Below are 23,338 nucleotides of genomic sequence, written 5' to 3'. Positions count from 1 at the left end.
TCGCTAAAAGCGCCCTGCGGGGCGCTTTTTTATTTCCGATGGGATAATTGGTCTTTAAAAAGGGGGCGCGAGCCCCCATGTCGCATTTCCCACATCGCTAAGAAGCCCCAAGGACGTCACCATGGTTCCCCACCTTGCCACAGCCCTCAACGGTCCCCTGCTGGACCTGGAAAAGAAGATTCTCGAAGCCACCCCCGCCATCGAGCGCTGGTTCCGCCTCGAGTGGCAGGAGCACACGCCGCCGTTCTATTGCTCGGTGGACCTGCGCAACGCGGGCTACAAGCTGGCGCCGGTGGATACCAACCTGTTCCCGGGCGGCTTCAACAACCTGTCGACCGAGATGCTGCCGCTGACGGTGCAGGCCGCCATGGCCGCGATCGACAAGTATTGTCCGGACGCGCGCAACCTGCTCCTGATCCCGGAAAGCCATACCCGCAACCCCTTCTACCTGCAGAATGTGCAGCGCCTGATGCAGATCTTCCGCCAGACCGGCCTGCACGTGCGCCTCGGTTCGCTGTCGCCGGAAGTGACCCAGCCGACCCCGCTGGCGCTGCCCGACGGGAACATGCTGGTGGTCGAGCCCCTGGTGCGCTCGCCCAACGGCCGCCGCGTCGGCCTGGCCGATTTCGATCCCTGCACCATCCTGCTGAACAACGACTTATCAAGCGGCATCCCGAGCATCCTCGAAAACATCCACGAGCAATCGCTGCTGCCGCCGCTGCACGCCGGCTGGGCGGTGCGCCGCAAGAGCAACCACTTCAAGGCTTTCGACGAAGTGGCCAAGAAGTTCGGCAAGCTGATCGACATCGACCCCTGGCTGGTGAACCCGCTGCACAGCAAGTGCGGCGAGGTGAACTTCCAGGAAGACGTGGGCATGGAATGCCTGGCCGATAACGTCTCGGCCCTGCTGTCGAAGATCAAGAAGAAGTACAAGGAATACGGGATGAAGGACCAGAAGCCCTTCGTCATCGTCAAGCCGGACGCCGGCACCTACGGCATGGGCATCATGACCGTCAAGGATGCCTCCGAGGTGAAGGACCTGAACCGCAAGCAGCGCAACAAGATGTCGGTCATCAAGGACGGCGTCACCGTCACCGACGTGCTGATCCAGGAAGGCGTGCCGACCTTCGAGTCGATCAACGACGCGGTGGCCGAGCCGGTCGTGTACATGATCGACCGCTACGTGGTGGGCGGCTTCTATCGCATCCACGCCGAACGCGGCATCGACCAGAACCTGAACGCACCGGGCTCGCAGTTCGTGCCGCTGGCGTTCTCCCAGCAGCATGCGGTGCCGGATCTCAAGGCCAAGCCGGGCACGGCGGCCCCGAACCGCTTCTACGTGTACGGCGTGGTGGCGCGCCTGGCGTTGCTGGCGGCGTCGCTGGAGCTGGAACGAACCGATCCGGATCCGGAGATTTATTGATCCGTTTCCGGACCTCCGGGACGTCCTTCTTCGCCATGTAGACGAAGTGCGAGCGCAATAGCGGCAGCATTGCGCCCAGCAGTTCCGGCACCAGCCAGGGCAGGCGCGGCATCATCCGGTTCAGCGGCGACGCCAGGATCAAGGTGCGGTACAGCCTCTCGTCGGTTGGCCAGAAGCGCAGCAGTTCGACATCGCTGACCTTGCGCACGCCCGGGTTGCGCGGGCTGCCATAGCGGACGTCGAGGATCATCGTCCAGCCGCCCGGTTTCAGGACCCGCCACATCTCGGCGGCCAGTTCGCGCCGCTGGTCTTCGTCGGGGATGGCCGAGAACACCGCATCGGCGCTGACCAGGTCGACGCTGTTGTCCGGAAAGGCGTCCAGCCGCCCCAGGTGCCAGCGCACCCCGGGCGCCGTGTGCAGGCGGGCGTGCTCGAGGCGCTCCTGCTGCAGTCCGGTGCCGGTCAGGTGGGCGGGCGAGGCGCCCCATTCGATCAGCTGGCGCAGGAAGCCGCCGTTGCCGCAGCCGACGTCGAGCACGCGCAGCGCCGACAGATCCTTCCCCACCGTAGATGCCAGCAGCCGCGCCAGCACGCGCGAGCGCGCCGCCGCCTCGCTCACGACGTCCGGCCGGTGCCAGTCATGGCTCGCCGGCGCGGCGCTGTCCTGCCACTGGCGATAGACCTGGTTGATGCGCTCCTGCTCGGCCTGGTTGCTCATCGTTTAACCCCCTGGCCGCCCATCATCCGCAAGCCATCTGCGCGCACGCTTGAGAGCCCGCAAATGCGTACCGAATAAATGCTTCTTTGCCAATGGGAAGTGGTCCGGCGGGCAAGGCCGGCGCCGCGGGCCGCCTTTCCGCGAGAATCCGCGTTTCCGGCTAAAATCGATGCATTGTCCCGACTGGAACCAACATGAAAATCGCTTTTCTCGCCGACCCGCTGTCCGGATTCAAGATTTACAAGGACTCGACCTTTGCGATGATGCGGGAGGCGGCGCGCCGCGGCCACCAGATCTACGCCTTCGAGCAGCGCCACATGGTGCTGGAGCAGGGCGTGGTGACGGCCGACGTGGTCGAGATCACCCTGACCGGCGACCCCGACGAGTGGTACGAAGCGGGCCAGGCGGATACCGTGCGCCTGTCCGAGTTCGACGCCGTCATCCAGCGCAAGGATCCGCCCTTCGACATGGAATACGTGTACGGCACCTATCTGCTGGAACTGGCCGAACGCCAGGGCGCGCGCGTGTTCAACAAGCCCTCGGCGATCCGCGACCACAACGAGAAGCTGACCATCGCCCAGTTCAGCGAGTTCACCTCGCCGACCCTGGTGTCGTCCTCGGGCACCCGCCTGCGCGCCTTCCACGCCGAGCACGGCGACGTGATCTTCAAGCCGCTCGACGGCATGGGCGGCGCCGGCATCTTCCGCGTCAAGATTGATGCCCTGAACCTCGGTTCCATCATCGAGACCCTGACCGAGAACGGCGCCCGCACCATCATGGCCCAGAAGTACATCCCGGCCATCGTCAAGGGCGACAAGCGGGTGCTGGTCATCGACGGCAAACCGGTGCCGTTCGTGCTGGCGCGCATCCCGCAGGGCGGCGAAGTGCGCGGCAACCTGGCCGCCGGCGGCGTCGGCGTGGCCCAGCCGATCTCGGCGCGCGAGCGCGAGATCGCGGAAGCCCTCGGCCCCACACTGGCCGAGCGTGGCCTGTTGCTGGTAGGATTGGATGTGATCGGCGATTTCCTGACCGAGGTGAATGTCACCAGCCCCACCTGTTTCCAGGAGATCCACGACCAGACCGGCTTCGACGTGGCGGCGATGTTCATCGATGCCGTCGAGCGGGCAGCTGACAGGAAATGACATGGTAGGCATTCTGCTGATGACCCACGCTCCGCTGGGACAGGCATTCATCGCGGCGGTCGCGCACGTATTCCGCGGCCCGACCGAACGCTTCGAGGCGATCGACGTGACCGCGGACCAGGATACGAAAGAGGTCAACCGCCTCGCGCACGAAGCCATCTGTCGCCTGGACGAGGGCGACGGCGTGCTGGTCATCACCGATATCAAGGGCGGCACGCCGTCCAATTGCTGCAATGCGCTGGCCGAGGCGGGCCGCGTCGAAGTCATCGCCGGCATCAGCCTGCCGATGCTGCTGCGCGCCATCACTTATCGCCGCGACACGCTCGACGTCGTTGTCGAGATGGCGCTGGCGGGCGCCCAGAACGGCGCGGTCAGGGTCGACAACCGGATCCGCGTAGGTAGCTGAATTCTTACTAAAACGAGAACATGATTCAACAGGAACTCGAGATCATCAACAAACTGGGCCTGCATGCCCGCGCCTCCGCCAAATTCACCCAACTGGCCGCGAAGTACAAGAGCGACGTCTGGCTCACCCGTAACGCGCGCCGCATCAACGCCAAGTCCATCATGGGCGTGATGATGCTGGCCGCCGGCAAGGGCGCCAAGGTGACGCTGGAAGCCGACGGCCCGGACGAACAGGATTGCATCGCCGCCCTGACGGCACTGATCAACGACAAGTTCGGCGAAGGCGAGTAATGCCGGATACCCGAGGCGGCCGCTTCCCTCCAGGAATATCGATGGCATCGTTCACACTGCATGGCATACCGGTTTCGCGCGGGATCTCGATCGGACGCGCGCACCTGCTCACGCCGGCGGCGCTGGACGTCAAGCACTACCTGGTGCCGGAAGAGCAGGTCGAGGCCGAGGTCAAGCGCCTGCGGGACGCGATCGCCGAGGTGCACCGCAACCTGCAGGACCTGTGGACCGAGCTGCCGAAGGACGCCCCGACCGAACTGGGCGCCTTCATCGACGTCCACGTGCTGATCCTGTCGGATCCGATGATCTCCGAAGCCCCGCTCGACATCATCCGCACCCGCCACTACAACGCCGAATGGGCGCTGGTGACCCAGATCGACGAGCTGTCGGCGCAGTTCGACGAGATCGAGGACGAATACCTCCGCGAACGCAAGCAGGACATCCAGCAGGTCGCCGAGCGGGTGCTGAAGGTCCTGATGGGCACCGCGCTGGACGTGCCGCCGGCCAAGCCGGCCGGCGAGGACGAGTTCCAGCCGCAGATGATCGTGGTCGCCCACGATATCTCGCCGGCCGACATGCTGGCCTTCCGCGACCGTTCCTTCGTCGGCTTCGTCACCGACGTCGGCGGCCAGAACTCGCACACCGCGATCGTCGCGCGCAGCCTCGACATCCCGGCGGCGGTCGGCATGAGCCAGGCTTCGCGCCTGGTCGAGCAGGACGACTGGGTGATCGTCGACGGCGACGCCGGCGTCGTGATCTGCAATCCGAGCGCGCTGGTGATGGAGCAGTACCGCGCGCGCCAGGCCGCGCTGCTGAAGGCCCGCAAGCGCCTGCTGAAGCTGAAGAAGACGCCGGCGATCACCAAGGACGGCACCCCGGTCACGCTGCTGGCCAACATCGAGCTGCCGGAAGACTGCGCGCCGGCGCTGGACGCGGGCGCGGCCGGGGTCGGCCTGTTCCGCTCCGAATTCCTGTTCATGGGACGCGGCGCCCACGGCCTGCGGGTCCCGGACGAGGACGAGCAGTTCGAGCAGTACCGCCAGGCGGTGCTGGCGATGAAGGGCCGCCCGGTCACGATCCGCACCCTGGACGTCGGTGCCGACAAGCCGCTCGACCCGAGCGAGCACACCGCGCTGAATCCGGCCCTGGGTCTGCGCGCGATCCGCTACTGCCTGGCCGAGCCGCAGCTGTTCCTGACCCAGCTGCGCGCGATCCTGCGCGCATCAAGCTTCGGTAAAGTGCGGATCCTGATCCCGATGCTGGCGCATGCCTTCGAGATCGACCAGTCGCTCAGCATGATCGAGCAGGCCAAGCAGCAGCTGCGCGAACAGAACGTCAAGTTCGACGACGGCATCGAGGTCGGCGCCATGATCGAGATCCCGGCCGCCGCGCTGGCGCTGCCGATGTTCGTCAAGCGCATGGATTTCCTGTCGATCGGCACCAACGACCTGATCCAGTACACGCTGGCGATCGACCGCGTCGACTATGAAGTGGCGCACCTGTACAATCCGCTCCACCCGGCGGTGCTGCACCTGATCGCGATGACCATCGAGGCCGGCCGCAAGGCGGGCATCGACGTTGCCGTATGCGGTGAGATGGCGGGCGACACCAAGCTCACCCGCCTGCTGCTCGGCATGGGCCTGCGCGAATTCTCCATGCATCCGGCCCAGCTGCTGGCGGTCAAGCAGGAAATCCTGTCCAGCGACCTGGCCCTGCTGGGCCCACGCACCCGCCGCATCCTGCGCGCGATGGAACCGGCGGCGATCGCCGAGGCCGTCGAGCAGCTGCAAACCCTGTAACCAAGAAGCTCATGGGATCGATTGGAATAGTCTCACCCCAGGCGATGCACTTCGCCGAACCGCTGCGCCTGCAAAGCGGCGCCTCCATCGGCGACTACACGCTGATGTATGAAACCTATGGCACCCTGAACGCCGACAAGTCCAACGCGGTGCTGATCTGCCACGCGCTGAACGCTTCCCACCACGTGGCGGGCCACTACGCGAACGAGCCGAAGAGCGCCGGCTGGTGGGACAATATGGTGGGCCCGGGCAAGCCGGTCGACACCGACCGCTTCTTCGTCATCGGCGTCAACAACCTCGGCTCCTGCTTCGGCTCGACCGGCCCGATGCACGACAATCCGGCCACCGGCAAGCCCTATGGCGCCGCCTTCCCGCTGGTGACGGTGGAAGACTGGGTCGCGGCCCAGGCGCGCCTGGCCGACCGCCTCGGCATCGAACAGTTCGCCGCCGTGATGGGCGGCTCGCTGGGCGGCATGCAGGCGCTGGCCTGGAGCATCATGTTCCCCGAGCGCCTGCGCCATTGCATCGTGATCGCCTCGACGCCCAAGCTGTCGGCCCAGAACATCGCCTTCAACGACGTCGCCCGCACCGCCATCCTGTCCGATCCGGACTACCACGGCGGCGATTTCTACGAACACGGCGTGGTGCCGAAGAACGGCCTGAAAGTGGCGCGCATGGTCGGCCATATCACCTACCTGTCGAACGACGACATGGCGGAAAAATTCGGCCGCAAGCTCCGCAACGCCGCCGAGACCGACGAGTACAAATTCGACTTCGGCGTCGACTTCGAGATCGAGTCCTACCTGCGCTACCAGGGCGACAAGTTCTCGGAATACTTCGACGCCAACACCTACCTGCTGATCACCAAGGCGCTCGACTACTTCGATCCCGCGCGCGAGCACGGCGGCAACCTGGCCAAGGCGCTGGCGAACACCAGGGCCAAGTACCTGATCGCGTCCTTCACCACCGACTGGCGCTTCTCGCCCGAGCGCAGCCGCGAGATCGTCGAGGCCCTGCTGGCGAACCGCCGCAAGGTCAGCTACGCCGAAATCGACGCCCCGCACGGCCACGACGCCTTCCTGCTCGAGGACCCGCGCTACATGAACATCGTGCGCGCCTACTACGACCGGATCTGGGAAGAAAGCACTGCTAGGGACGCCGCATGAAATTCGAAGACCTGAACACCCTGCGCCCCGACCTGGCCTTCATCACCCACTGGGTCAAGGAAGGTTCGCACGTGCTGGACGTCGGCTGCGGCGACGGCGCCATGCTGCGCTACCTGGAGCGCGGCAAGCGCTGCACCGGCTACGGCGTCGAGATCGCCGACGACAAGGTGCTGGAGAGTACGAAGCGCGGCGTCGACGTGATCCAGCACGACATGGAGCAGGGCCTGGACCTGTTCGGCGACGATACCTTCGACATGGTGCTGTGCCTGTCCTCGCTGCAGATGATGCAGCACGTCGAGGCGCGCCTGCGCGACATCGTCCGCGTCGGCAAGGAAGCCATCGTGTCCTTCCCGAACTTTGCCTACTGGCCGCACCGGATGGCGCTGCTGAAGGGCCGCATGCCGGTGTCGCGTTCCCTGCCTTACCAGTGGTTCGACACCCCCAACGTGCGCTACGCCACGATCCACGACTTCAAGGACCTGGCCGAGAAATGCGGGCTGGAAGTGCTGGAGTACGTGGCGCTGGCCGAAGGGCAGGTGGTGTCTTTCCTGCCCAACCTGCGCGGCAGCCTGGCGGTTTTCCGCCTGCGCAAGAAGGATCTGGTCGTTACCTAACAGTGTGCTTTCATATGCTTGTGTATGATGCGCCGTAATGACAGCTATCCGCATCGGAGACGACCATGACCAAGTTCAAGCAAGCAGTGGCCGTGCTGGCCTTGTGCGGCATCGTGCAGGCGGCGCCGGCCCAGGATCGCGGGCAGCAGGGCCAGGTGGTGCAGGACGGCATCGCGGTCAAGCCGCTGAAAGGCGGCGCCCTGCGCGACCTGCTGGCGCCGGAAGGCGCGATGGACCAGCAGGCCGCCCAGCAATACGCGGCGCTGCTGGGCCAGGCCCAGCAGAAGGGGGTGCTGGTGCCGGCCGGCGACCCGCAGGTCAAGCGCCTGCGCGCCATCGCCGAGCGCATCATCCCGCATACCACGCGCTGGAACCAGGATGCCCAGCAGTGGAAATGGCAGGTCAACCTGCTCAAATCGGACCAGGTGAACGCCTTCTGCATGCCGGGCGGCCGCATCGCCTTCTTCACCGGCATCATCGACAAGCTCAAGCTCACCGATGACGAAATCGCCGCCGTGATGGGGCACGAGATCGCCCACGCCCTGCGCGAACACGGGCGCGACCGCCAGGCCAAGGCCACTACCACCGGCCTGGCCACGTCCGCGCTCGGGGCGCTGTTTTCCGCCTGGTCGGGCTACGACGTGCGCGGCCTGGCCAACACCGCGGGCCAGCTCTACGTGCTGAAATTCTCGCGCGACGAAGAGCGCGAAGCCGACCTGGTCGGCCTGGATATTTCGGCTCGCGCCGGCTACGATCCGCGTGCCGGCATCGCCCTGTGGAACAAGATGGCGGCCCTGGACCAGAGCGGCGCGACGATCGACCTGCTGTCCACCCACCCGGGCGGCGCCAACCGCATCCAGCAGATCCAGGATCACATGAACGTGCTGCTGCCGCTGTACGCGCGCAGCAAGGGCACTTCGGTCGACCGCCTGCCGCCTTACCGAAGCAATGTCGCGGTTCGTTAGGAAGGGCCACCAGGCCGAAGCCAATGCCCATGTGCCGCTGCCGGTGCGCGACGGCGTCGCTCCCAGCTACCTGTGGATCACGGAAACCCGCCCCGGCGGCATGCTGGCCTTCCTGAACGAACGCTTCCCCGAGGTCGCCGGCCCGCCCTGGGCAGAGCGGCTGGCGCGCGGCGACGTGGTCGACGCCAGGGGCGAGCGCCTCGACGCCGGCAGCCATGTGCGCCAGGGCATGCGCATCTGGTACTACCGGGAGCTCGAGGAAGAGACGCCGATTCCCTTCGAAGAGAAGATCCTGTTCCGGGACGAGCACCTGCTGGTGGTCGACAAGCCGCACTTCCTGCCGATGATCCCGACCGGGCGCTTCCTGCGCGAGACCCTGCTGGTGCGCCTGAAGCGCGCGCTGGCGCTGCCGCACCTGACGCCGATCCACCGGCTCGACCGCGAAACGGCCGGCATCGTGATTTTCTCGCACAATCTGGAAACACGCGGCACCTACCAGTCGATGTTCCAGAAGAGGACGATCCGCAAGACCTACGAGGCGCTGGCGCCCATGCTGGAGGGACGGGAATTCCCCTTCACCTACCGCAGCCGCATGGTCGACGGCGAAAAATTCTTCGTGATGAAGCAGGAAGAGGGCGAGCCGAATTCGGAGACCGTGGTCGAGCTGATCGAGCGCCGCGGCGCGCTGGCGCGCTACCGCCTGCACCCGCATACGGGCCGCAAGCACCAGCTGCGCCTGCACATGGCCTCGCTGGGCGTGCCGATCCTGAACGACGCCTTCTATCCGGTGGCGCTGCCCTGCAAGGGCGACGACTTCTCGGCGCCCCTGCAACTGCTGGCGCGCAGCATCGCCTTCGAGGATCCGCTCACCGGCCAGGCGCGCAGCTTCGCCAGCGAACGCATGCTGGCGTGGCCGAAGGATTACAGCGCGTAGTCGATGATGAGAGGCGCGTGGTCCGAGAAGCGCTCGTCCTTGTAGATCGAGACGGCATGGGCCTTGGCCGCGATGCCCGGGGTGGCGACGTGGTAGTCGATGCGCCAGCCCACGTTGTTCGCGTAGGCCTGGCCGCGGTTGCTCCACCAGGTGTAATCGACGGCTTCCGGCGCCACCACGCGGTGCACGTCCACCAGGCCGACTTCGTCGAAGATGCGGGTCATCCAGGCGCGCTCTTCCGGCAGGAAGCCGGAATTCTTCATATTGCCCTTCCAGTTCTTGAGGTCGATTTCCTTGTGCGCGATGTTCCAGTCGCCGCAGATGACGACCTCGCGGCCCTCGGCCTTCAGTCCCTGCAGGTGCGGCAGGAATACCTCCATGAAGCGGAACTTGGCTTCCTGGCGCTCGGGTGACGACGAGCCGGACGGGCAGTAGACCGAGATCACGGTCAGGTCGCCGACGTCGCAGCGGGTGTAGCGGCCTTCATTGTCGAATTCGACGCAGCCGAAGCCGATCCTGACGGCATCCGGCTTCATGCGGCTATAGACGCCGGTGCCGGAGTAACCCTTTTTCTCGGCGTAGTGGAAATGGCCGTGGTAGCCGTGCGGCGCAAGGAATTCCTCGGTCATGTCGGCTTGCTGGGCTTTCAATTCCTGCACGCAGATGAAGTCGGCGTTCTGGCCGGCGAGCCAGTTGAAGAAGCCTTTCTTGTGGGCGGAGCGGATACCGTTCAGGTTCGCAGAAATAATTCTTGGCATGGGTCAAAAAGAAAAAGGCAGGCGGGAGTTCAAGGTGGAGAGTGTAACGTGTTTTGATCTGACTCAACATATTGCCGGTGTTTGGCCGCTGGGAAGCATCTTTGTTTACTGTGCATGGATGACTATGCTTGTCGCCATGATTGTTAAGTCCACTGTTTCAACGTGTTAAACTTTCCGATGGAGTCCGCGTCCTGCGGGCGCTTTTCATGCATGCACAGGAGCTTACGTGCTGATCAAGACCGACGACATTCTGTCCGGGAAACACGGAGAAAACAGGCATTTCGTCCGTTTTTATGACAACGACGACATGCTGCTCGACGAAGTCGCGGCTTTCGTCGACCAGGCCCTGGCCGCCGGCGGCAAGGGCATCGTGATCGCCACCGCCGTCCATTGCGAGGCGCTGCGCCGGCGCCTGGATGCCCTCGCGCTCGCGCAAGGCCGCGCCATGCCGCAGCCCGGCCAGCTCTCCTGGCTCGATGCCGAGGCGACGCTGGAAAGCTTCCTGGTCGACGGCTGGCCGGACCGCCGGCGTTTCGACGAGGTGGTCGGCACCCTCGTGCGCGATACCTGCGCCGGCGGCGCCCGCCTGCATGCCTTCGGCGAGATGGTGGCGCTGCTGTGCGCGCGCGGGCATTACGACGCCGCACTGGAGCTCGAGCGCCTGTGGAACGAGCTGGCGCAACGGATCGAGTTCGCCCTGTTCTGCGGCTATCCCTGGAGCCTGTTCCCGTCGAACAAGATGGCACACGCCTTCCAGCAGGTCTGCGCCGAACACGACCACGCCTGCGCCGACGTGGCGATGGACCTGCCGGCTGGCGGCGACGTCGACCCGAAGCTGCTCAGGCTCGAGCAGAAGGTGCGCATGCTGGAAGCCGAAGTGGAGCGCCGCAAGGATACCGAGGCCGTCCTGCGCCAGAGCGAGCGCGAGCTCATGGATTTCGTCGAGAACGCGGCCGAGGGCCTGCACCGGGTCGGCGGCGACGGCACCATCCTGTGGGCCAACCGCGCCGAACTGCAGATGCTCGGCTACCGCTGGGAAGAATACGTCGGCCACCACATCGCCGAATTCCACGTCGACGCGCCCGTCATCGGCAGCATCCTGTGCCGGCTGTCGAGTGGCAAAACCCTGTACGACCAGCCGGCCCGCCTGCGCTGCAAGGATGGCTCGATCCGGCATGTGCTGATCCACTCGAACGGCCACTTCGAAAATGGCGAGCTGCGCTACACGCGCTGCTTCACGCGCGACGCCACCGAAAGGCGCGAGCGCGACCTGGCGCTGGCCCAGCGCGACCGCATGCTGCTCAACGCGCCGGTGGCCGCGGCCCTCCTGGCCGGACCGGACTTCACCTTCCGCCTGGCCAACCGCAGCTATACGGAGCTGGTCGGCCGCAGCGGACTGGAAGGGAAGACCTACCTGGAAGCCTTCCCGGAACTGCGCGACAGCGAGCCCCTGCACCTGCTCGAACAGGTCTACCGCAGCGGCCGGATGGTGCGCGCGGAAGAGATGCGGATCGTCCTGAACGATGCCAACGGCCAGCCGCGCGAACGCTTCCTCAAGTTCAGCCTGGAACCGCACGAGGTAAACGAGGACGACGAGCGCGGCGTGATCCTGGTGGCGGTGGACGTCACCGAGCATGTGCGCAGCCGCCAGCAGATCGAACGCGCCCACGCCGAGCGCGCCGAACTGCTGGCCGAGCTGACCGCCGCCAGCCAGGCCAAGGACGAGTTCCTGGCCATGCTCGGCCACGAGCTGCGCAATCCGCTCTCGCCGATCGTCACCTCGCTGCAGCTGATGCGCCTGCGCGGCGAAGAAGCCGCGCTGCGCGAGCGCGAGATCATCGAACGCCAGGTCGGTCACCTGGTCCGCCTGGTCGACGACCTGATGGACATCTCGCGCGTCACGCGCGGCAAGATCGACCTGAAGTTCGAACACGTCGACATCGCCCAGCCGCTGAACAAGGCGGTCGAAATGGCCAGCCTGCTGCTGGAGCAGCGCCGCCATCGCCTCGACGTCGAGATCGAACCGGGCCTGCGCTGGGAAGGCGATCCGGTGCGGCTGGCGCAGGTGGTCTCGAACCTGCTGACGAACGCGGCGCGCTACACCGAACCGGGCGGCCACGTGCGCCTGACGGCGGCGCGCGAGGGCGCGGGTGAAGGCGAGCCTTGGCTGCGCATCGGCGTGGTCGACAACGGCGTCGGCATGACGCCTGAACTGCGCGCCCAGGTGTTCGGCCTGTTTTTCCAGGGGAAGCGCAACATCGACCGCGCCGAGGGCGGCCTCGGCATCGGCCTGGCGCTGGTCAAGAACATCGTCGAACTCCACGGCGGCAAGGTCGAGGCGCGCAGCGAAGGGAAGGGCAAGGGCAGCGAGTTCGTGGTCCTGCTGCCGCTGCGCACGCCCGGCGCCGACGCCGCGCCCAGCCTGCCGGAGCCGGAGCCGGCGGCGGCGACCGGGCGCAGCCGCATCATGCTGGTCGACGACAACGTCGACGGCGCCGAGACCCTGGCGCGGCTGCTGGCCGCCCACGGCCACGAGGTGAAGGTCTTCCACGAGCCGATCGCGGCGCTGGCCGCGGTACCGGGCTTCCGTCCCGACCTGGCGGTGCTCGACATCGGCCTGCCGGTACTCGACGGCTACGAGCTGGCGCGCCGCATGCGCGCGCTGCTGGACGGCCATCCCTGCCGCATGGTCGCGCTGACCGGCTACGGCCAGGAAGCCGACAAGGCCAGGAGCGGGCAGGCCGGCTTCGAACACCACCTGGTCAAGCCGGTCAATCCCGACCTGGTGGTGCGCCTGGTGAGCTCCGGCCCCGTAGGCCACGGCGCAGGCCCCGGTTAAAATACGGGTTTTATCGTACAGATCAGGGGTAAGTCGTGGACAATCTGCGCCAGCAGTTCATTGCGTTTTCCGTCGAGGCCGAAGTATTGAAGTTCGGCCAGTTCGTTACCAAGGCCGGCCGCCAGTCGCCGTATTTCTTCAACGCGGGCCTGTTCCACGACGGCGCCACGCTGGGCAAGCTGGCCCAGTTCTATGCCCAGACCCTGCTCGATTCCGGCATCGAATTCGACATGCTGTTCGGCCCGGCCTACAAGGGCATCACCCTGGCATCAAGCACCGCGGTGGCGCTGGCGGCGAAGGGCCGCGACACTTCCTTCGCCTACAACCGCAAGGAAGCCAAGGACCACGGCGAGGGCGGCACCATCGTCGGCGCCCAGCTCAAGGGCAAGGTCGTGATCATCGACGACGTGATCTCTGCCGGCACCTCGGTGCGCGAATCGGTGGCCATGATCCGCGCCGCCGGCGCCGAACCCTGCGCCGTGCTGATCGCGCTGGACCGCATGGAGCGCGGTGGCAAGGACGGCGTGCTGTCGCCGCTGTCGGCGGTGCAGGAAGTCAGCCAGAACTACGGCATCCCGGTGATCTCGATCGCCAACCTGTCCGACTTGTTCACTTACCTGTCGGCCGACCCTTCCATGGCCGAGCACAAGGATGCGGTGGCGGCTTATCGCGCGCAGTACGGCGTGGTCTGAGAGGCCAGCCGATGATTCCCGAGCCGGTCCGCCTCGACATTCTCGATCGGCTCAAGCGCGCAGAGGCGGAGCACGACGTCAAGGTGCTGCTGGCGGTCGAATCCGGCAGCAGGGCCTGGGGTTTCGCGTCCCCGAACAGCGACTTCGATGCCCGCTTCATCTACGTCAACCGGCGCGACTGGTATCTGTCGGTCAGCCTTGAAGAGCAGCGCGACGTCATCGAGTATCCGATCGTCGACGAAATCGACATCAACGGCTGGGATCTGCGCAAGGCCCTGCGCCTGTTCTGGAAATCGAATCCGGCCTTCGTCGAATGGATCCAGTCGCCCATCGTCTACAGCGAGTGCGGCGGCTTCGCCCAGGCCGTGCGCGCCATGCTGCCCCAGGTGTATTCCTGCGAGCGCGGAATCCATCATTATCGCAGCATGGCGAAGACCAATTATCGCGGCTACCTGAAGGCCGAGCGGGTCCCGCTGAAGAAGTACTTCTACGTGCTGCGGCCTCTGCTGGCGGTACGCTGGCTCGAAAAATACGGCACCGTGGCGCCGATCGAATTCCAGACCCTGCTGACGCTCATTGCGGACCAGCCGGCGCTCACCGGCGCCATCGATGCCCTATTGGCGCACAAGCGGAAATCACCCGAGATGGGATTGTCGCCGCAGATCCCCGAGATCCACGGCTTCATCGAACGCGAGCTGGAACGGCTGGAAGCGTTGAAGCCGGCGCGGCACGAGCGCCAGGAAATGGTCTCCGGGCTGTCGCGCCTGTTCCGTGCCACGGTCGACGAGGCATGGCGGGCATGAATGCGCATCGCTGCCTGGGCCGGCTGGGCGGGGCTGCTGCGGCTGCACTCCTGGGCCTGGCATTCGCGCTGCCGGCCCGCGCCGCCGGACAGGAGTCGGCGGCGCCTTATCCCTGCGCGGGCGTGACGGCCTGGAGGATGGCCCATCCCGACGATACCTACCAGGCCATGGTCCGGCGCGACGCCGCGCGTACGCTTGCCGATCCCGAATTGCGCGCCGAACTGGACGAGCGCTTCTCGCGCGACCAGGACGCGCGCATCGCGTGGATGGCCAGGCGCTGGGATCGGCAGCTTGGCCGCGCGGTGACGCTGTCCGACCGAAACAACCTGCGCTGGCTGCGCGAACTGGTCGCCGGCAAGGGATTCCCCACCGCGGCCCAGGTCGGCGAAGTGGGCGTCAACCGCGCCTGGCTCCTGATGCAGCACATGGACGACGATCCGCAGTTCCAGGCATCGCTCCTGCCGACGCTGGAACAGCGCTTTGCGGACCATGAGCTGAGCGGCGATGACCTGGCCCGCTTCACCGACCGCATCCTGAAAGCGCAAGGCAAGCCGCAGCGCTACGGCACCCAGTTCTCGCCGGAAGAGATGGGAGGCGAACACTTCGGCCTGCCCGACGAGGCGAGCGTGCGCGAGGTCGAGGCCCACCGGCGCGACCTCGGCGTCATGCCGCTGGCGGACTACGCCTGCATGATGCGCGTGGCCCGCATCGGACATCCCTGAGCCGGACAGGTTTCATGCCGCCGCAGCGGCCGGCGCCTGCGCCTGCGTAAAATGCGCCACCTGGTCGGCCAGCGCCTTCTGGAAGGCCGGGCGCGCCATGCAACGGTCGCGGTAGGCCCGCACGCGCGCGTAGCGTTCCACCATCTCCATGTCGTCCAGCAGGCGCAGCACGGTCGTCATCAGGATGTCGGCCGCGCTGAAGCTCTCCGCCAGCCATTCCCGGCCATCGAGCCAGTCGTCGAGGTCGCGCAGGCGCTTGTCCACCATCGCTTCCGCCGAGGGACGGGCACCCGCCGCCCAGGCTTCGCCAGCGGAAAACACCACCAGGCTGACGAGGTTGCCGACATAGGGCTCGACCGAGTTCAGCGCCGCGAACATCCATGCCGTCACCCGCGCCCGCTCGTCCGCGTCGCGCGGCAGCAGGACGGGGTGCTGCTGCCCCAGGTGCAGCAGGATCGCGCCGGTCTCGAACAGGGTCAGGCCGCCATCCTGCAGTACCGGAATCTGGCTGAAGGGCTGCTCGCGGCGGTAGGCGGGCGTGGCCGCGTCCTGGAATTCGAGCGCGCGCAGCAGGTAGGGCAGGCCGGCTTCCTCCAGCGCCCAGCGGACGCGCAAATCGCGCACATAGCCGATGGCGAACGGCGGCACGCTGCGGAAAGTGGTCAGGGTGATCATTTCGTCTCCTCCTTGTCATGGGATGGGAGCAGAATACGTGAGACCATAATATGTTCAAGAACATAATGTCGGAGACACGCCATGCCCTACAGCAGCGAGCACAAGGCCCAGACCCGCGAGCGCATCGTCCATGCCGCGCGCAGGCTGTTCAACCGCCACGGCTTCGAGCAGGTATCGATCGACCGCGTGATGCTCGAGGCCGGCCTGACGCGCGGCGGCTTCTATCACCACTTCGGCAGCAAGGACGAGCTGTATGCGGAGGCCGTCGCCAGCTTCAGCAGCTGCAATCCCTTCAAGCCCGATTTCAGCAACAGCCCGCCGCCCGAACCGGCGCAGCTGGCGCGCATGCTGATCGACGTCTACCTGAGCGACGAGGTGTTCGACAACCCCGACCACCACTGCCCGCTGTACGCGCTGCCGGGCGACGTGGCGCGCGCCGGGCTGTCGCCGCAGAAGGCCTATACGCAGCTGATCCGCAACCTGACCGCGGTGTATGCGGCGGCGCTGGCCGGGGTGCCGGATGGCGAGCAGCGGGCCCAGGCCATCGTGTCGCTGTGCGTGGGCGGGATGGTGCTGGCGCGGACGACCGACGATGCGGGCTTGCAGCGTTCGCTGCGCGGCGCGGCGCGGGCGCAGGCGCTGATCTTGCTGGGCGCGGGGGCGCCGGAGCTCAGTCGTCGACCTTGAGCACCGTGAAAGCGATGTTTTTCAACGCAGCACCGGGCCGCCAGGGTGGATTGATGACCGAAATGTCGTGGATGCCCATGCGGCCGAAATCCTCAAGCGAGTAGGTCCAGCCGACCACTTTCGGATCGTCGCGGTAGAGCTTCTGGTAGCGCTCTTCCTGGCCCAGCGTCACATAATCCGCGCGTACGCCGAGCGCTTTCAGGTAGGCCTGTTCCTTGACCGAGTCGCCCTTGATCGATGCGTTGATCTGATCGATCAGCGCCTGGCGTTCCTTCGGCGGCATCGCGGCGAGCGTCTTTTTCGTGGCTTCGTCGAAGTTGAAGCTGGTGCTGCTCAAGCCGCCGTGCAGGCCGATGACGGCGAAGTTGCTGACCACCTTGTGCTGCCCTGCAGGGAACACATAGTTGGCGCAGGACGACATGCAATACTCCAGCACCTTGACGTCGAGCTTATGGTCGCGGACCCATTGGCCCAGCGCCAAGCCTTGAGTAGTCGGCCCGCCCTCGCTACGAATCGCCAGCCGGGCCGGCTTTTCCTTCAGGCTGTCGTACAGGGCAAACAGCTTTGCATTTGCCTGTTCGTCGAGTGGCCCCACGTAATTCAGTTCATCGTGGTCGAGATAGACCTGGGTGGAGGTGGCGTCTGCGGCGCAGGCCAGGAAAGAGACGAGCAGGAGCGGCAGAAATCCGGAGCGGGCAGGATGGCGCATCGATGGCTTCGCAGAGAAATGGAACATCGATTATAGGCAGGCACGATCCGGCCAAGGCTCACCACATCTCACGCAACAGGCATAAAAAAACCGGGGGGCCCCCGGTTTTTTACAAGGTCAAAACTTCTGAAAAATCAGGCAGCCAGCTTTTTCTTCAGCAGCTCGGTCACCTGGGCCGGATTCGCCTTGCCCTTGGACGCCTTCATGCATTGGCCGATCAGCGCGTTGATCGCCGCTTCCTTGCCGGCGCGGTACTGCTCGACCGATTTCGCATTGTTGGCCAGGACTTCGTCGACGATGGCTTCGATCGCGCCGGTGTCCGAGATCTGCTTCAGGCCTTCACGCTCGATGATGGCGTCGGCAAGCTGCTCGTCTTCCGACTCCGCTTCCCACATCAGGCTGAACACCTTCTTGGCGGCGTTATTCGAGATCGTACCGTCGGCGATGCGCTTCAGCAGCAGGGCCAGCTGCGAGGCCTCGACCGGCGAGGCGGCGATGTCGAGGTCGGCGCGGTTCAGGGCCGAGGAGACATCGCCCATCATCCAGTTGGCGGCGGCCTTGGCGTTCTCCTTGCCGGCCTTGGCCACCACGGCTTCGTAATAGCTCGCCATGCCCTGCGAGGAGGTCAGGATCAGCGCATCGTACTCGGGCAGGCCGTAGTCCTTGATGAAGCGGTCGCGCATCGCGCCCGGCAGTTCCGGCATGTCGGCCTTCACACGCTCGATCCAGTCCTGCGCGATCACCAGCGGCGGCAAGTCCGGGTCCGGGAAGTAGCGGTAGTCCTGCGCGTCTTCCTTGCTGCGCATCTGGCGGGTTTCCTTCCTGTCCGGGTCCCACAGGCGGGTCGCCTGCACGACCTTGCCGCCGTCTTCGATCAGTTCGATCTGGCGCCGCACTTCGTAGTGGATCGCCTCTTCCATGAAGCGGAAGGAGTTCAGGTTCTTGATCTCGCAGCGGGTGCCGAATTCCTTCTGGCCGACCGGGCGCACCGAGACGTTGACGTCGCAGCGGAAGGAGCCTTCCTGCATATTGCCGTCGCAGACGCCCAGCCACATCACCAGCGAGTGCAGGGCCTTGGCGTAGGCGACCGCCTCGTTCGCGCTGCGCATCTCCGGCTCGGAGACGATCTCCAGCAGCGGCGTGCCGGCGCGGTTCAGGTCGATGCCGCTCATGCCGGCATAGTCCTCGTGCAGCGATTTGCCGGCGTCTTCCTCGAGGTGGGCCCGGGTCAGGTTGACGGTCTTCGTCACCATCTTGCCGTCCTTCTCGTAGGCGAAGCTGATGGTGCCGCCCTGGACCACCGGGTCCTCGAACTGGCTGATCTGGTAGCCCTTCGGCAGGTCGGGGTAGAAGTAGTTCTTGCGCGCGAAAACGGAGCGCGGGGCGATTTTGGCGCCGACCGCCAGGCCGAAGCGGATCGCGCGCTCGACGGCGCCGCGGTTCAGTACCGGCAGCACGCCCGGCAGCGCCAGGTCGACCGGGCTGGCCTGGGTGTTGGCCTCGGCGCCGAACTGGATCGAGCTGCCGCTGAAGATTTTCGAATTGGTCGTGAGCTGGACGTGGTTCTCAAGACCGATGACGACTTCCCATTGCATGTTCTTCTCCTTATACGCCTTCAGGCGCGCGCGCGTGCCAATCGGTCGCTTGCTGGTACTGGTGCGCGATGTTCAGCAGTTTGGCTTCGCTGAAGTAGTTGCCGATGATTTGCAGGCCGACCGGGCGCTTGGCGTTCCGCATTGCTCCTTCCTTGCCTTGGCCGAAACCGCATGGGATCGACATGCCGGGCAGGCCGGCCAGACTGGTCGACAGGGTGAAGATGTCGGCCAGGTAGTTGGCGACCGGGTCGTTCGATTTCGAACCCAGGTCCCAGGCCACGGTCGGGGCCACCGGGCCCATGATGACGTCGCACTTGTCCTTGAAGGCGGCCTGGAAGTCGTCCGCGATCAGGCGGCGGATCTTCTGCGCCTGCACGTAGTAGGCGTCGTAGTAGCCGTGGCACAGCACGTAGGTGCCGACCATGATGCGGCGCTGGACTTCCTTGCCGAAGCCTTCCGCGCGGGTCTTCTTGTACATGTCCTGCAGGTCGGTGTACGCCGGCGTGCGGTAGCCGTAGCGGACGCCGTCGAAGCGCGACAGGTTGCTCGAGGCCTCCGCCGGCGCGATGATGTAGTAGACCGGGATCGACAGCGAAGTCTTCGGCAGCGAGATCTCGACCAGGGTCGCGCCCAGTTTCACGAACTCGTCGAGTGCGGCGCGAACGCTGCTCTCGACGTCTGCGGCCAGGCCTTCGCCGAAGTATTCCTTCGGTACGCCGATGCGCAGGCCGGTCAAGGGCTTGTTCAGGTCGCGGGTGAAGTCTTCGCGCGCATTGCCCTGCTCGGGCGTGAGGCTGGTCGAGTCGCGCTCGTCGAAGCCGACCATCTCGTTCAGCAGCAGGGCGCAGTCCTCGGCGGTGCGTGCCATCGGGCCGCCCTGGTCGAGCGAGGAGGCGAAGGCGATCATGCCGAAGCGCGACACGCGGCCATAGGTCGGCTTGATGCCGGTGATGCCGCAGAAGGCGGCCGGCTGGCGGATCGAGCCGCCGGTGTCGGTGCCGGTCGCGGCCGGCGCCAGGCGCGCGGCGATCGCGGCGGCAGAACCGCCCGAGGAGCCGCCCGGCACGGCCAGCGTATCCCAGGGATTCTGGACCGCGCCGAAGGCCGAGTTCTCATTGGCCGAGCCCATCGCGAATTCGTCGCAGTTCAGCTTGCCCAGCGTGACCATGCCGGCGTCGCCGAACTTCGTGACCACGGTCGCGTCGAAGGGACTGACGTAGTTGCCCAGCATTTTCGAGGCGGCGGTCGAGCGCCAGCCGCGGGTAACGAAGATGTCCTTGTGCGCGATCGGGATGCCGGTCAGCGGGCCGGCCGAGCCTTCCGCGAAGCGCGCGTCGGCGGCCTTGGCCTGGGCCAGGGACAGATCGGCGTCGACGTGCAGGAAGGCGTTGTGCTTGCTCGCGGCGATGCGGTCGAGGTAGTGCCGGGTCAGCTCGGTGGACGAGATCTGTTTCGAATGCAGGAGCCTGGACAGCTCCGAGAGAGTCTTGTTATGCATGATTCTTTGATCCCAGCTTGGTTTATTCGATCACTTTCGGCACCAGGTACAGGCCGTCCTGGGTCTTCGGTGCAGGCGCCTGGTAGTCGGCGCGGCGGTCTTCTTCGGTCACCACGTCTTCGCGCAAACGCAGCGGCAGCGCGAGCACGGTGGCGAGGGGCTGCGACAGCGGCTCGACGCCGGTGGTATCGACGGCCTGCATCTGCTCGGCCAGGGCAAAGATGCCGTTCAGTTCATTCAGGGCGACCTCTGCGTGAGCGTCGTCCATATCGAGCTGGGCCAGGTTGGCGATCCGTTTTACGTCTGAAAGAGTCAGGGACATGGCTTAAGGCGCGGCTCGGCGCCGCGTTGAAAGATGGTTGTGCGAATAATGAAATTTGGTCAACGGCTTGCTAAAGCTGATAAAAGCTTTCTAATGCCGTCGATCTCGCAGGCTGATATAGGCGCGAATCCACCCGTTTTTCAGCGTTTAAACGGCAAATTATAAGGTAGAATGGCGGGCTAATGCGTTCTCCGGCGCCGAAAGCAGGCGGGCCGCGCATGAAAGCCCGCGGTGCGGATTCATCAATCGCGGCGAGGATTCCCCGATTAATGTTTGGGATCTCGATAAATCGAGGTCCGCTTTAGGCGCACTTGGATGCGCATCAGGACACACATGTTTGGTTTTGTTACGCAGTTATTTTCGAACGATCTGGCGATCGACCTGGGTACCGCGAATACCCTGATCTACGTCCGCGGCCAGGGCATCGTCCTGGATGAGCCGTCGGTCGTCGCGATCCGCCAGGAAGGCGGCCCGAACGGCAAGAAGACGATCCAGGCGGTCGGCAAGGAAGCGAAACAGATGCTGGGCAAGGTTCCCGGCAATATCGAAGCGATCCGTCCGATGAAAGATGGCGTGATCGCCGACTTCACCGTCACCGAGCAGATGCTCAAGCAGTTCATCCGCATGGTGCACGACTCCAAGTTCCTGCGCCCGTCGCCGCGCATCATCATCTGCGTTCCCTGCGGTTCGACCCAGGTCGAGCGCCGCGCGATCCGCGAATCGGCGCTGGGCGCCGGCGCCCGCCAGGTCTACCTGATCGAAGAGCCGATGGCGGCCGCGATCGGCGCCGGCCTGCCGGTGTCCGAGGCGACCGGTTCGATGGTGGTCGACATCGGCGGCGGCACCACCGAGGTCGGCATCATCTCGCTGGGCGGCATGGTCTACAAGGGTTCGGTGCGCGTGGGCGGCGACAAGTTCGACGAAGCGATCGTCAACTACATCCGCCGCAACTACGGCATGCTGATCGGCGAACAGACCGCGGAGTCGATCAAGAAGGCCATCGGTTCGGCCTTCCCGGGTTCCGAAGTCAAGGAAATGGAAGTCAAGGGCCGCAATCTGTCGGAAGGCATCCCGCGTTCCTTCACCATCTCGAGCAACGAGATCCTGGAAGCCCTGACCGACCCGCTGAACAACATCGTCTCCGCCGTCAAGAACGCGCTCGAGATGGCGCCGCCCGAGCTGGGCGCCGACATCGCCGAGAAGGGCATGATGCTGACCGGCGGCGGCGCGCTGCTGCGCGACCTCGACCGCCTGCTGATGGAAGAAACCGGCCTGCCGGTGCTGGTCGCGGAAGATCCGCTGACCTGCGTGGTGCGCGGTTCGGGCATGGCGCTCGAGCGCATGGACAAGCTGGGCTCGATCTTCTCCTACGAATGATCGGCTGGTAAGGACGTGGGCGGACAGGACGCGCGATCCCGTGCGTCCTGTCTGCGTTTTTGCGTCATATTAGTGTGTCTTCACGTCGGCGTCCGGCGGCATTCCGCGGGCGCCCTCATTATTGGAAGTCATGGAATACAGTCCTCCGCCGCTCTTCAAGCAAGGCGCTCCCGCCAGAGTCAAGGTGACGGTGTTCGCTCTCCTCTCGGTCGCACTGCTTGTCGTCGACGCGCGGTTTCATGCGCTCACCGCCGTGCGCCAGGTGGCCGCCACGGTCCTTTATCCTTTCCAGATGGTTGCCCTGATGCCGCGCGACGCGCTGAGCAATATGGGCAGCTATTTCTCCTCGATCTCCGCCTTGCAGAAGGAAGTGCGCGACCTGCAGAGCCAGCAGGTGGCGATGGCCCAGGCGATGCAGCAGGCCCAGCTCCAGACGGCCGAGAACGGCCACCTGCGCCGCCTGCTGGACGCCCGCGAACACCTGCCGGTGCGCACGATGATGAGCGAGATCCTGTACGACGCGCGCGACCCGGCGATCCGCCGCGTGGTGCTCGACCGCGGCGCGCGCAACGGCGTCAAGCTCGGCCTGCCCGTGATCGATAATGCCGGCGTGGTCGGCCAGGTCACGCGCGTGTTCCCCTTCACTTCCGAAGTCACCCTGCTGACCGACAGGGAGCAGGCGATTCCGGTGCAGGTGCTGAGGAACGGCCTGCGCAGCGTCGCCTACGGCCGCGGCCAGTCCGGCATGCTGGACCTGCGCTTCGTGGCGCCGAACGCCGACATCCAGGTCGGCGACGTGCTGGTCACCTCGGGCCTGGACGGCATGTATCCGGCCGGCCTGGCGGTCGCCAAGGTCAGCCAGGTGGAGAGCGTGGCCCAGGGCGCCTTCGGACGCGTGGTATGCCAGCCGCTGGCCGGCATCGACCGCCACCGCCAGCTCTTGATCGTGATGTCCGACGAGCCCGCGCAGCCGCGTCCGCCCGCGGAAGCGCCGAAAAGCAACGGCAACTCCTCGCGCCGCAACCTGCCGAAGATGGATCCGATCCCGCTGCCGCCGCTGCGGCCGCAGCCGCTGCCGCCGGCCCAGCAGCCTGCCGCCGCGCCTGCCGGCACCGCAGCCGCCGCAACGGCCGGCGCGGGCCGCCCGAACGCCGCCGCGGCAACGCCGGCCGCGCCCGGTGCTGCAAGGCCGACGCTGCCGGCT

General features: G+C 65.7%; 22 protein-coding genes and 1 pseudogene. 16 read left to right on the top strand and 7 right to left on the bottom strand.

Annotated features, from left to right (window positions below; genetic code table 11):
• Window positions 1-121 precede the first annotated feature (121 nt).
• Window positions 122-1,423: a glutamate--cysteine ligase gene (gshA, locus tag AC1DIX_RS24205; protein WP_442124729.1), complete on the top strand. Its 1,302-nt coding sequence runs from the start codon at window positions 122-124 to the stop codon at window positions 1,421-1,423.
• 205 nt (window positions 1,424-1,628) lie between these two features.
• On the opposite strand, the pseudogene AC1DIX_RS24200 reads toward gshA, so the two are convergent.
• Window positions 1,629-2,141 (bottom strand): annotated as a pseudogene (locus AC1DIX_RS24200) (class I SAM-dependent methyltransferase); the annotation flags it as partial.
• Window positions 2,142-2,335: 194 nt separating this feature from the next.
• On the opposite strand from AC1DIX_RS24200, the gene gshB reads away from it, so the two are divergent.
• The 8 genes from gshB (at window position 2,336) to AC1DIX_RS24160 (ending at window position 9,457) form a co-directional block, all read left to right on the top strand.
• Entirely contained in the window at window positions 2,336-3,283 is a 948-nt protein-coding gene (gene gshB, locus AC1DIX_RS24195; protein WP_442124728.1) for a glutathione synthase, read from the top strand.
• 1 nt (window position 3,284) lies between these two features.
• Window positions 3,285-3,689: a PTS sugar transporter subunit IIA gene (locus AC1DIX_RS24190; RefSeq protein ID WP_442124727.1), complete on the top strand. Its 405-nt coding sequence runs from the start codon at window positions 3,285-3,287 to the stop codon at window positions 3,687-3,689.
• A 20-nt stretch (window positions 3,690-3,709) separates the two neighbouring features.
• Window positions 3,710-3,979 carry an HPr family phosphocarrier protein gene (locus AC1DIX_RS24185; protein WP_442124726.1) on the top strand — a complete coding sequence of 90 codons (270 nt, stop codon included), beginning with the start codon at window positions 3,710-3,712 and terminating at the stop codon, window positions 3,977-3,979.
• A gap of 41 nt (window positions 3,980-4,020) precedes the next feature.
• Window positions 4,021-5,778, top strand: coding sequence for a phosphoenolpyruvate--protein phosphotransferase (gene ptsP, locus AC1DIX_RS24180; RefSeq protein WP_477327968.1), 1,758 nt, complete (start codon window positions 4,021-4,023; stop codon window positions 5,776-5,778).
• Window positions 5,779-5,789: 11 nt separating this feature from the next.
• A complete protein-coding gene (gene metX / locus AC1DIX_RS24175; RefSeq protein WP_442124724.1) occupies window positions 5,790-6,944 on the top strand; it encodes a homoserine O-succinyltransferase MetX in 1,155 nt (384 codons plus the stop codon).
• Window positions 6,941-7,558 (top strand): methionine biosynthesis protein MetW, encoded by a 618-nt coding sequence (metW, locus tag AC1DIX_RS24170; protein ID WP_477327967.1) that lies wholly within the window; start codon window positions 6,941-6,943, stop codon window positions 7,556-7,558. Before metX ends, metW begins: the two co-directional genes overlap by 4 nt.
• Window positions 7,559-7,623: 65 nt before the next feature.
• Complete coding sequence (locus AC1DIX_RS24165) at window positions 7,624-8,523, top strand: M48 family metallopeptidase (RefSeq protein WP_442124722.1); 900 nt, start codon at window positions 7,624-7,626, stop codon at window positions 8,521-8,523.
• Window positions 8,507-9,457, top strand: coding sequence for an RluA family pseudouridine synthase (locus AC1DIX_RS24160; protein WP_477327966.1), 951 nt, complete (start codon window positions 8,507-8,509; stop codon window positions 9,455-9,457). The genes AC1DIX_RS24165 and AC1DIX_RS24160 overlap by 17 nt, the downstream gene beginning before the upstream one ends.
• Here AC1DIX_RS24160 and AC1DIX_RS24155 read toward each other — a convergent pair.
• Window positions 9,445-10,215, bottom strand: coding sequence for an exodeoxyribonuclease III (locus AC1DIX_RS24155; RefSeq protein WP_442124720.1), 771 nt, complete (start codon window positions 10,213-10,215; stop codon window positions 9,445-9,447). The genes AC1DIX_RS24160 and AC1DIX_RS24155 overlap by 13 nt on opposite strands.
• Window positions 10,216-10,441: 226 nt before the next feature.
• Between AC1DIX_RS24155 and AC1DIX_RS24150 the strand changes: the two genes are divergently transcribed.
• The 4 genes from AC1DIX_RS24150 to AC1DIX_RS24135 are packed head-to-tail and all read left to right on the top strand — an operon-like array spanning window position 10,442 to window position 15,271.
• Window positions 10,442-13,054: an ATP-binding protein gene (locus tag AC1DIX_RS24150; protein WP_477327965.1), complete on the top strand. Its 2,613-nt coding sequence runs from the start codon at window positions 10,442-10,444 to the stop codon at window positions 13,052-13,054.
• 35 nt (window positions 13,055-13,089) lie between these two features.
• On the top strand, window positions 13,090-13,746 hold the full coding sequence (pyrE, locus tag AC1DIX_RS24145; RefSeq protein ID WP_477254241.1) for an orotate phosphoribosyltransferase: 657 nt from the start codon (window positions 13,090-13,092) through the stop codon (window positions 13,744-13,746).
• An 11-nt stretch (window positions 13,747-13,757) separates the two neighbouring features.
• A complete protein-coding gene (locus AC1DIX_RS24140) occupies window positions 13,758-14,549 on the top strand; it encodes a nucleotidyltransferase domain-containing protein (protein ID WP_477327964.1) in 792 nt (263 codons plus the stop codon).
• Window positions 14,546-15,271, top strand: a complete 726-nt coding sequence (locus AC1DIX_RS24135; RefSeq protein ID WP_477327963.1) for a DUF6624 domain-containing protein — start codon at window positions 14,546-14,548, stop codon at window positions 15,269-15,271. Before AC1DIX_RS24140 ends, AC1DIX_RS24135 begins: the two co-directional genes overlap by 4 nt.
• Window positions 15,272-15,283: 12 nt before the next feature.
• On the opposite strand, the gene AC1DIX_RS24130 is transcribed toward AC1DIX_RS24135, so the two are convergent.
• The gene (locus AC1DIX_RS24130; RefSeq protein WP_477327962.1) at window positions 15,284-15,946 is read right to left on the bottom strand and encodes a glutathione S-transferase family protein; all 663 of its coding nucleotides are present in this window, start codon (window positions 15,944-15,946) and stop codon (window positions 15,284-15,286) included.
• Window positions 15,947-16,027: 81 nt separating this feature from the next.
• Here AC1DIX_RS24130 and AC1DIX_RS24125 point away from each other — a divergent pair, with 81 nt between their 5' ends.
• The gene (locus tag AC1DIX_RS24125; protein WP_477327961.1) at window positions 16,028-16,633 is read left to right on the top strand and encodes a TetR/AcrR family transcriptional regulator; all 606 of its coding nucleotides are present in this window, start codon (window positions 16,028-16,030) and stop codon (window positions 16,631-16,633) included.
• On the opposite strand, the gene AC1DIX_RS24120 is transcribed toward AC1DIX_RS24125, so the two are convergent.
• The 4 genes from AC1DIX_RS24120 to gatC all read right to left on the bottom strand — a co-directional run bounded on the left by AC1DIX_RS24120 (window position 16,617) and on the right by gatC (window position 20,757).
• On the bottom strand, window positions 16,617-17,342 hold the full coding sequence (locus AC1DIX_RS24120; RefSeq protein ID WP_442124713.1) for a hypothetical protein: 726 nt from the start codon (window positions 17,340-17,342) through the stop codon (window positions 16,617-16,619). The genes AC1DIX_RS24125 and AC1DIX_RS24120 overlap by 17 nt on opposite strands.
• A 134-nt stretch (window positions 17,343-17,476) precedes the next feature.
• The gene (gatB, locus tag AC1DIX_RS24115; RefSeq protein ID WP_477327960.1) at window positions 17,477-18,937 is read right to left on the bottom strand and encodes an Asp-tRNA(Asn)/Glu-tRNA(Gln) amidotransferase subunit GatB; all 1,461 of its coding nucleotides are present in this window, start codon (window positions 18,935-18,937) and stop codon (window positions 17,477-17,479) included.
• 10 nt (window positions 18,938-18,947) lie between these two features.
• Window positions 18,948-20,435 carry an Asp-tRNA(Asn)/Glu-tRNA(Gln) amidotransferase subunit GatA gene (gene gatA / locus AC1DIX_RS24110; RefSeq protein ID WP_442124711.1) on the bottom strand — a complete coding sequence of 496 codons (1,488 nt, stop codon included), beginning with the start codon at window positions 20,433-20,435 and terminating at the stop codon, window positions 18,948-18,950.
• A 22-nt stretch (window positions 20,436-20,457) separates the two neighbouring features.
• On the bottom strand, window positions 20,458-20,757 hold the full coding sequence (gatC, locus tag AC1DIX_RS24105) for an Asp-tRNA(Asn)/Glu-tRNA(Gln) amidotransferase subunit GatC (protein WP_442124710.1): 300 nt from the start codon (window positions 20,755-20,757) through the stop codon (window positions 20,458-20,460).
• Between the two features lie 333 nt (window positions 20,758-21,090).
• Here gatC and AC1DIX_RS24100 point away from each other — a divergent pair, with 333 nt between their 5' ends.
• Both AC1DIX_RS24100 and mreC read left to right on the top strand, forming a co-directional pair.
• Window positions 21,091-22,134, top strand: a complete 1,044-nt coding sequence (locus AC1DIX_RS24100) for a rod shape-determining protein (RefSeq protein ID WP_047827025.1) — start codon at window positions 21,091-21,093, stop codon at window positions 22,132-22,134.
• A 130-nt stretch (window positions 22,135-22,264) separates the two neighbouring features.
• A partial coding sequence (gene mreC, locus AC1DIX_RS24095) for a rod shape-determining protein MreC (protein ID WP_477327959.1) occupies window positions 22,265-23,338 on the top strand: 1,074 nt, incomplete at its 3' end.

The sequence above is a fragment of the Massilia sp. 05N420 genome (assembly GCF_056397205.1).
The sequence above is the reverse complement of the archived record's forward strand: the minus strand, read 5'-3'. Positions and strand labels throughout refer to the sequence as shown.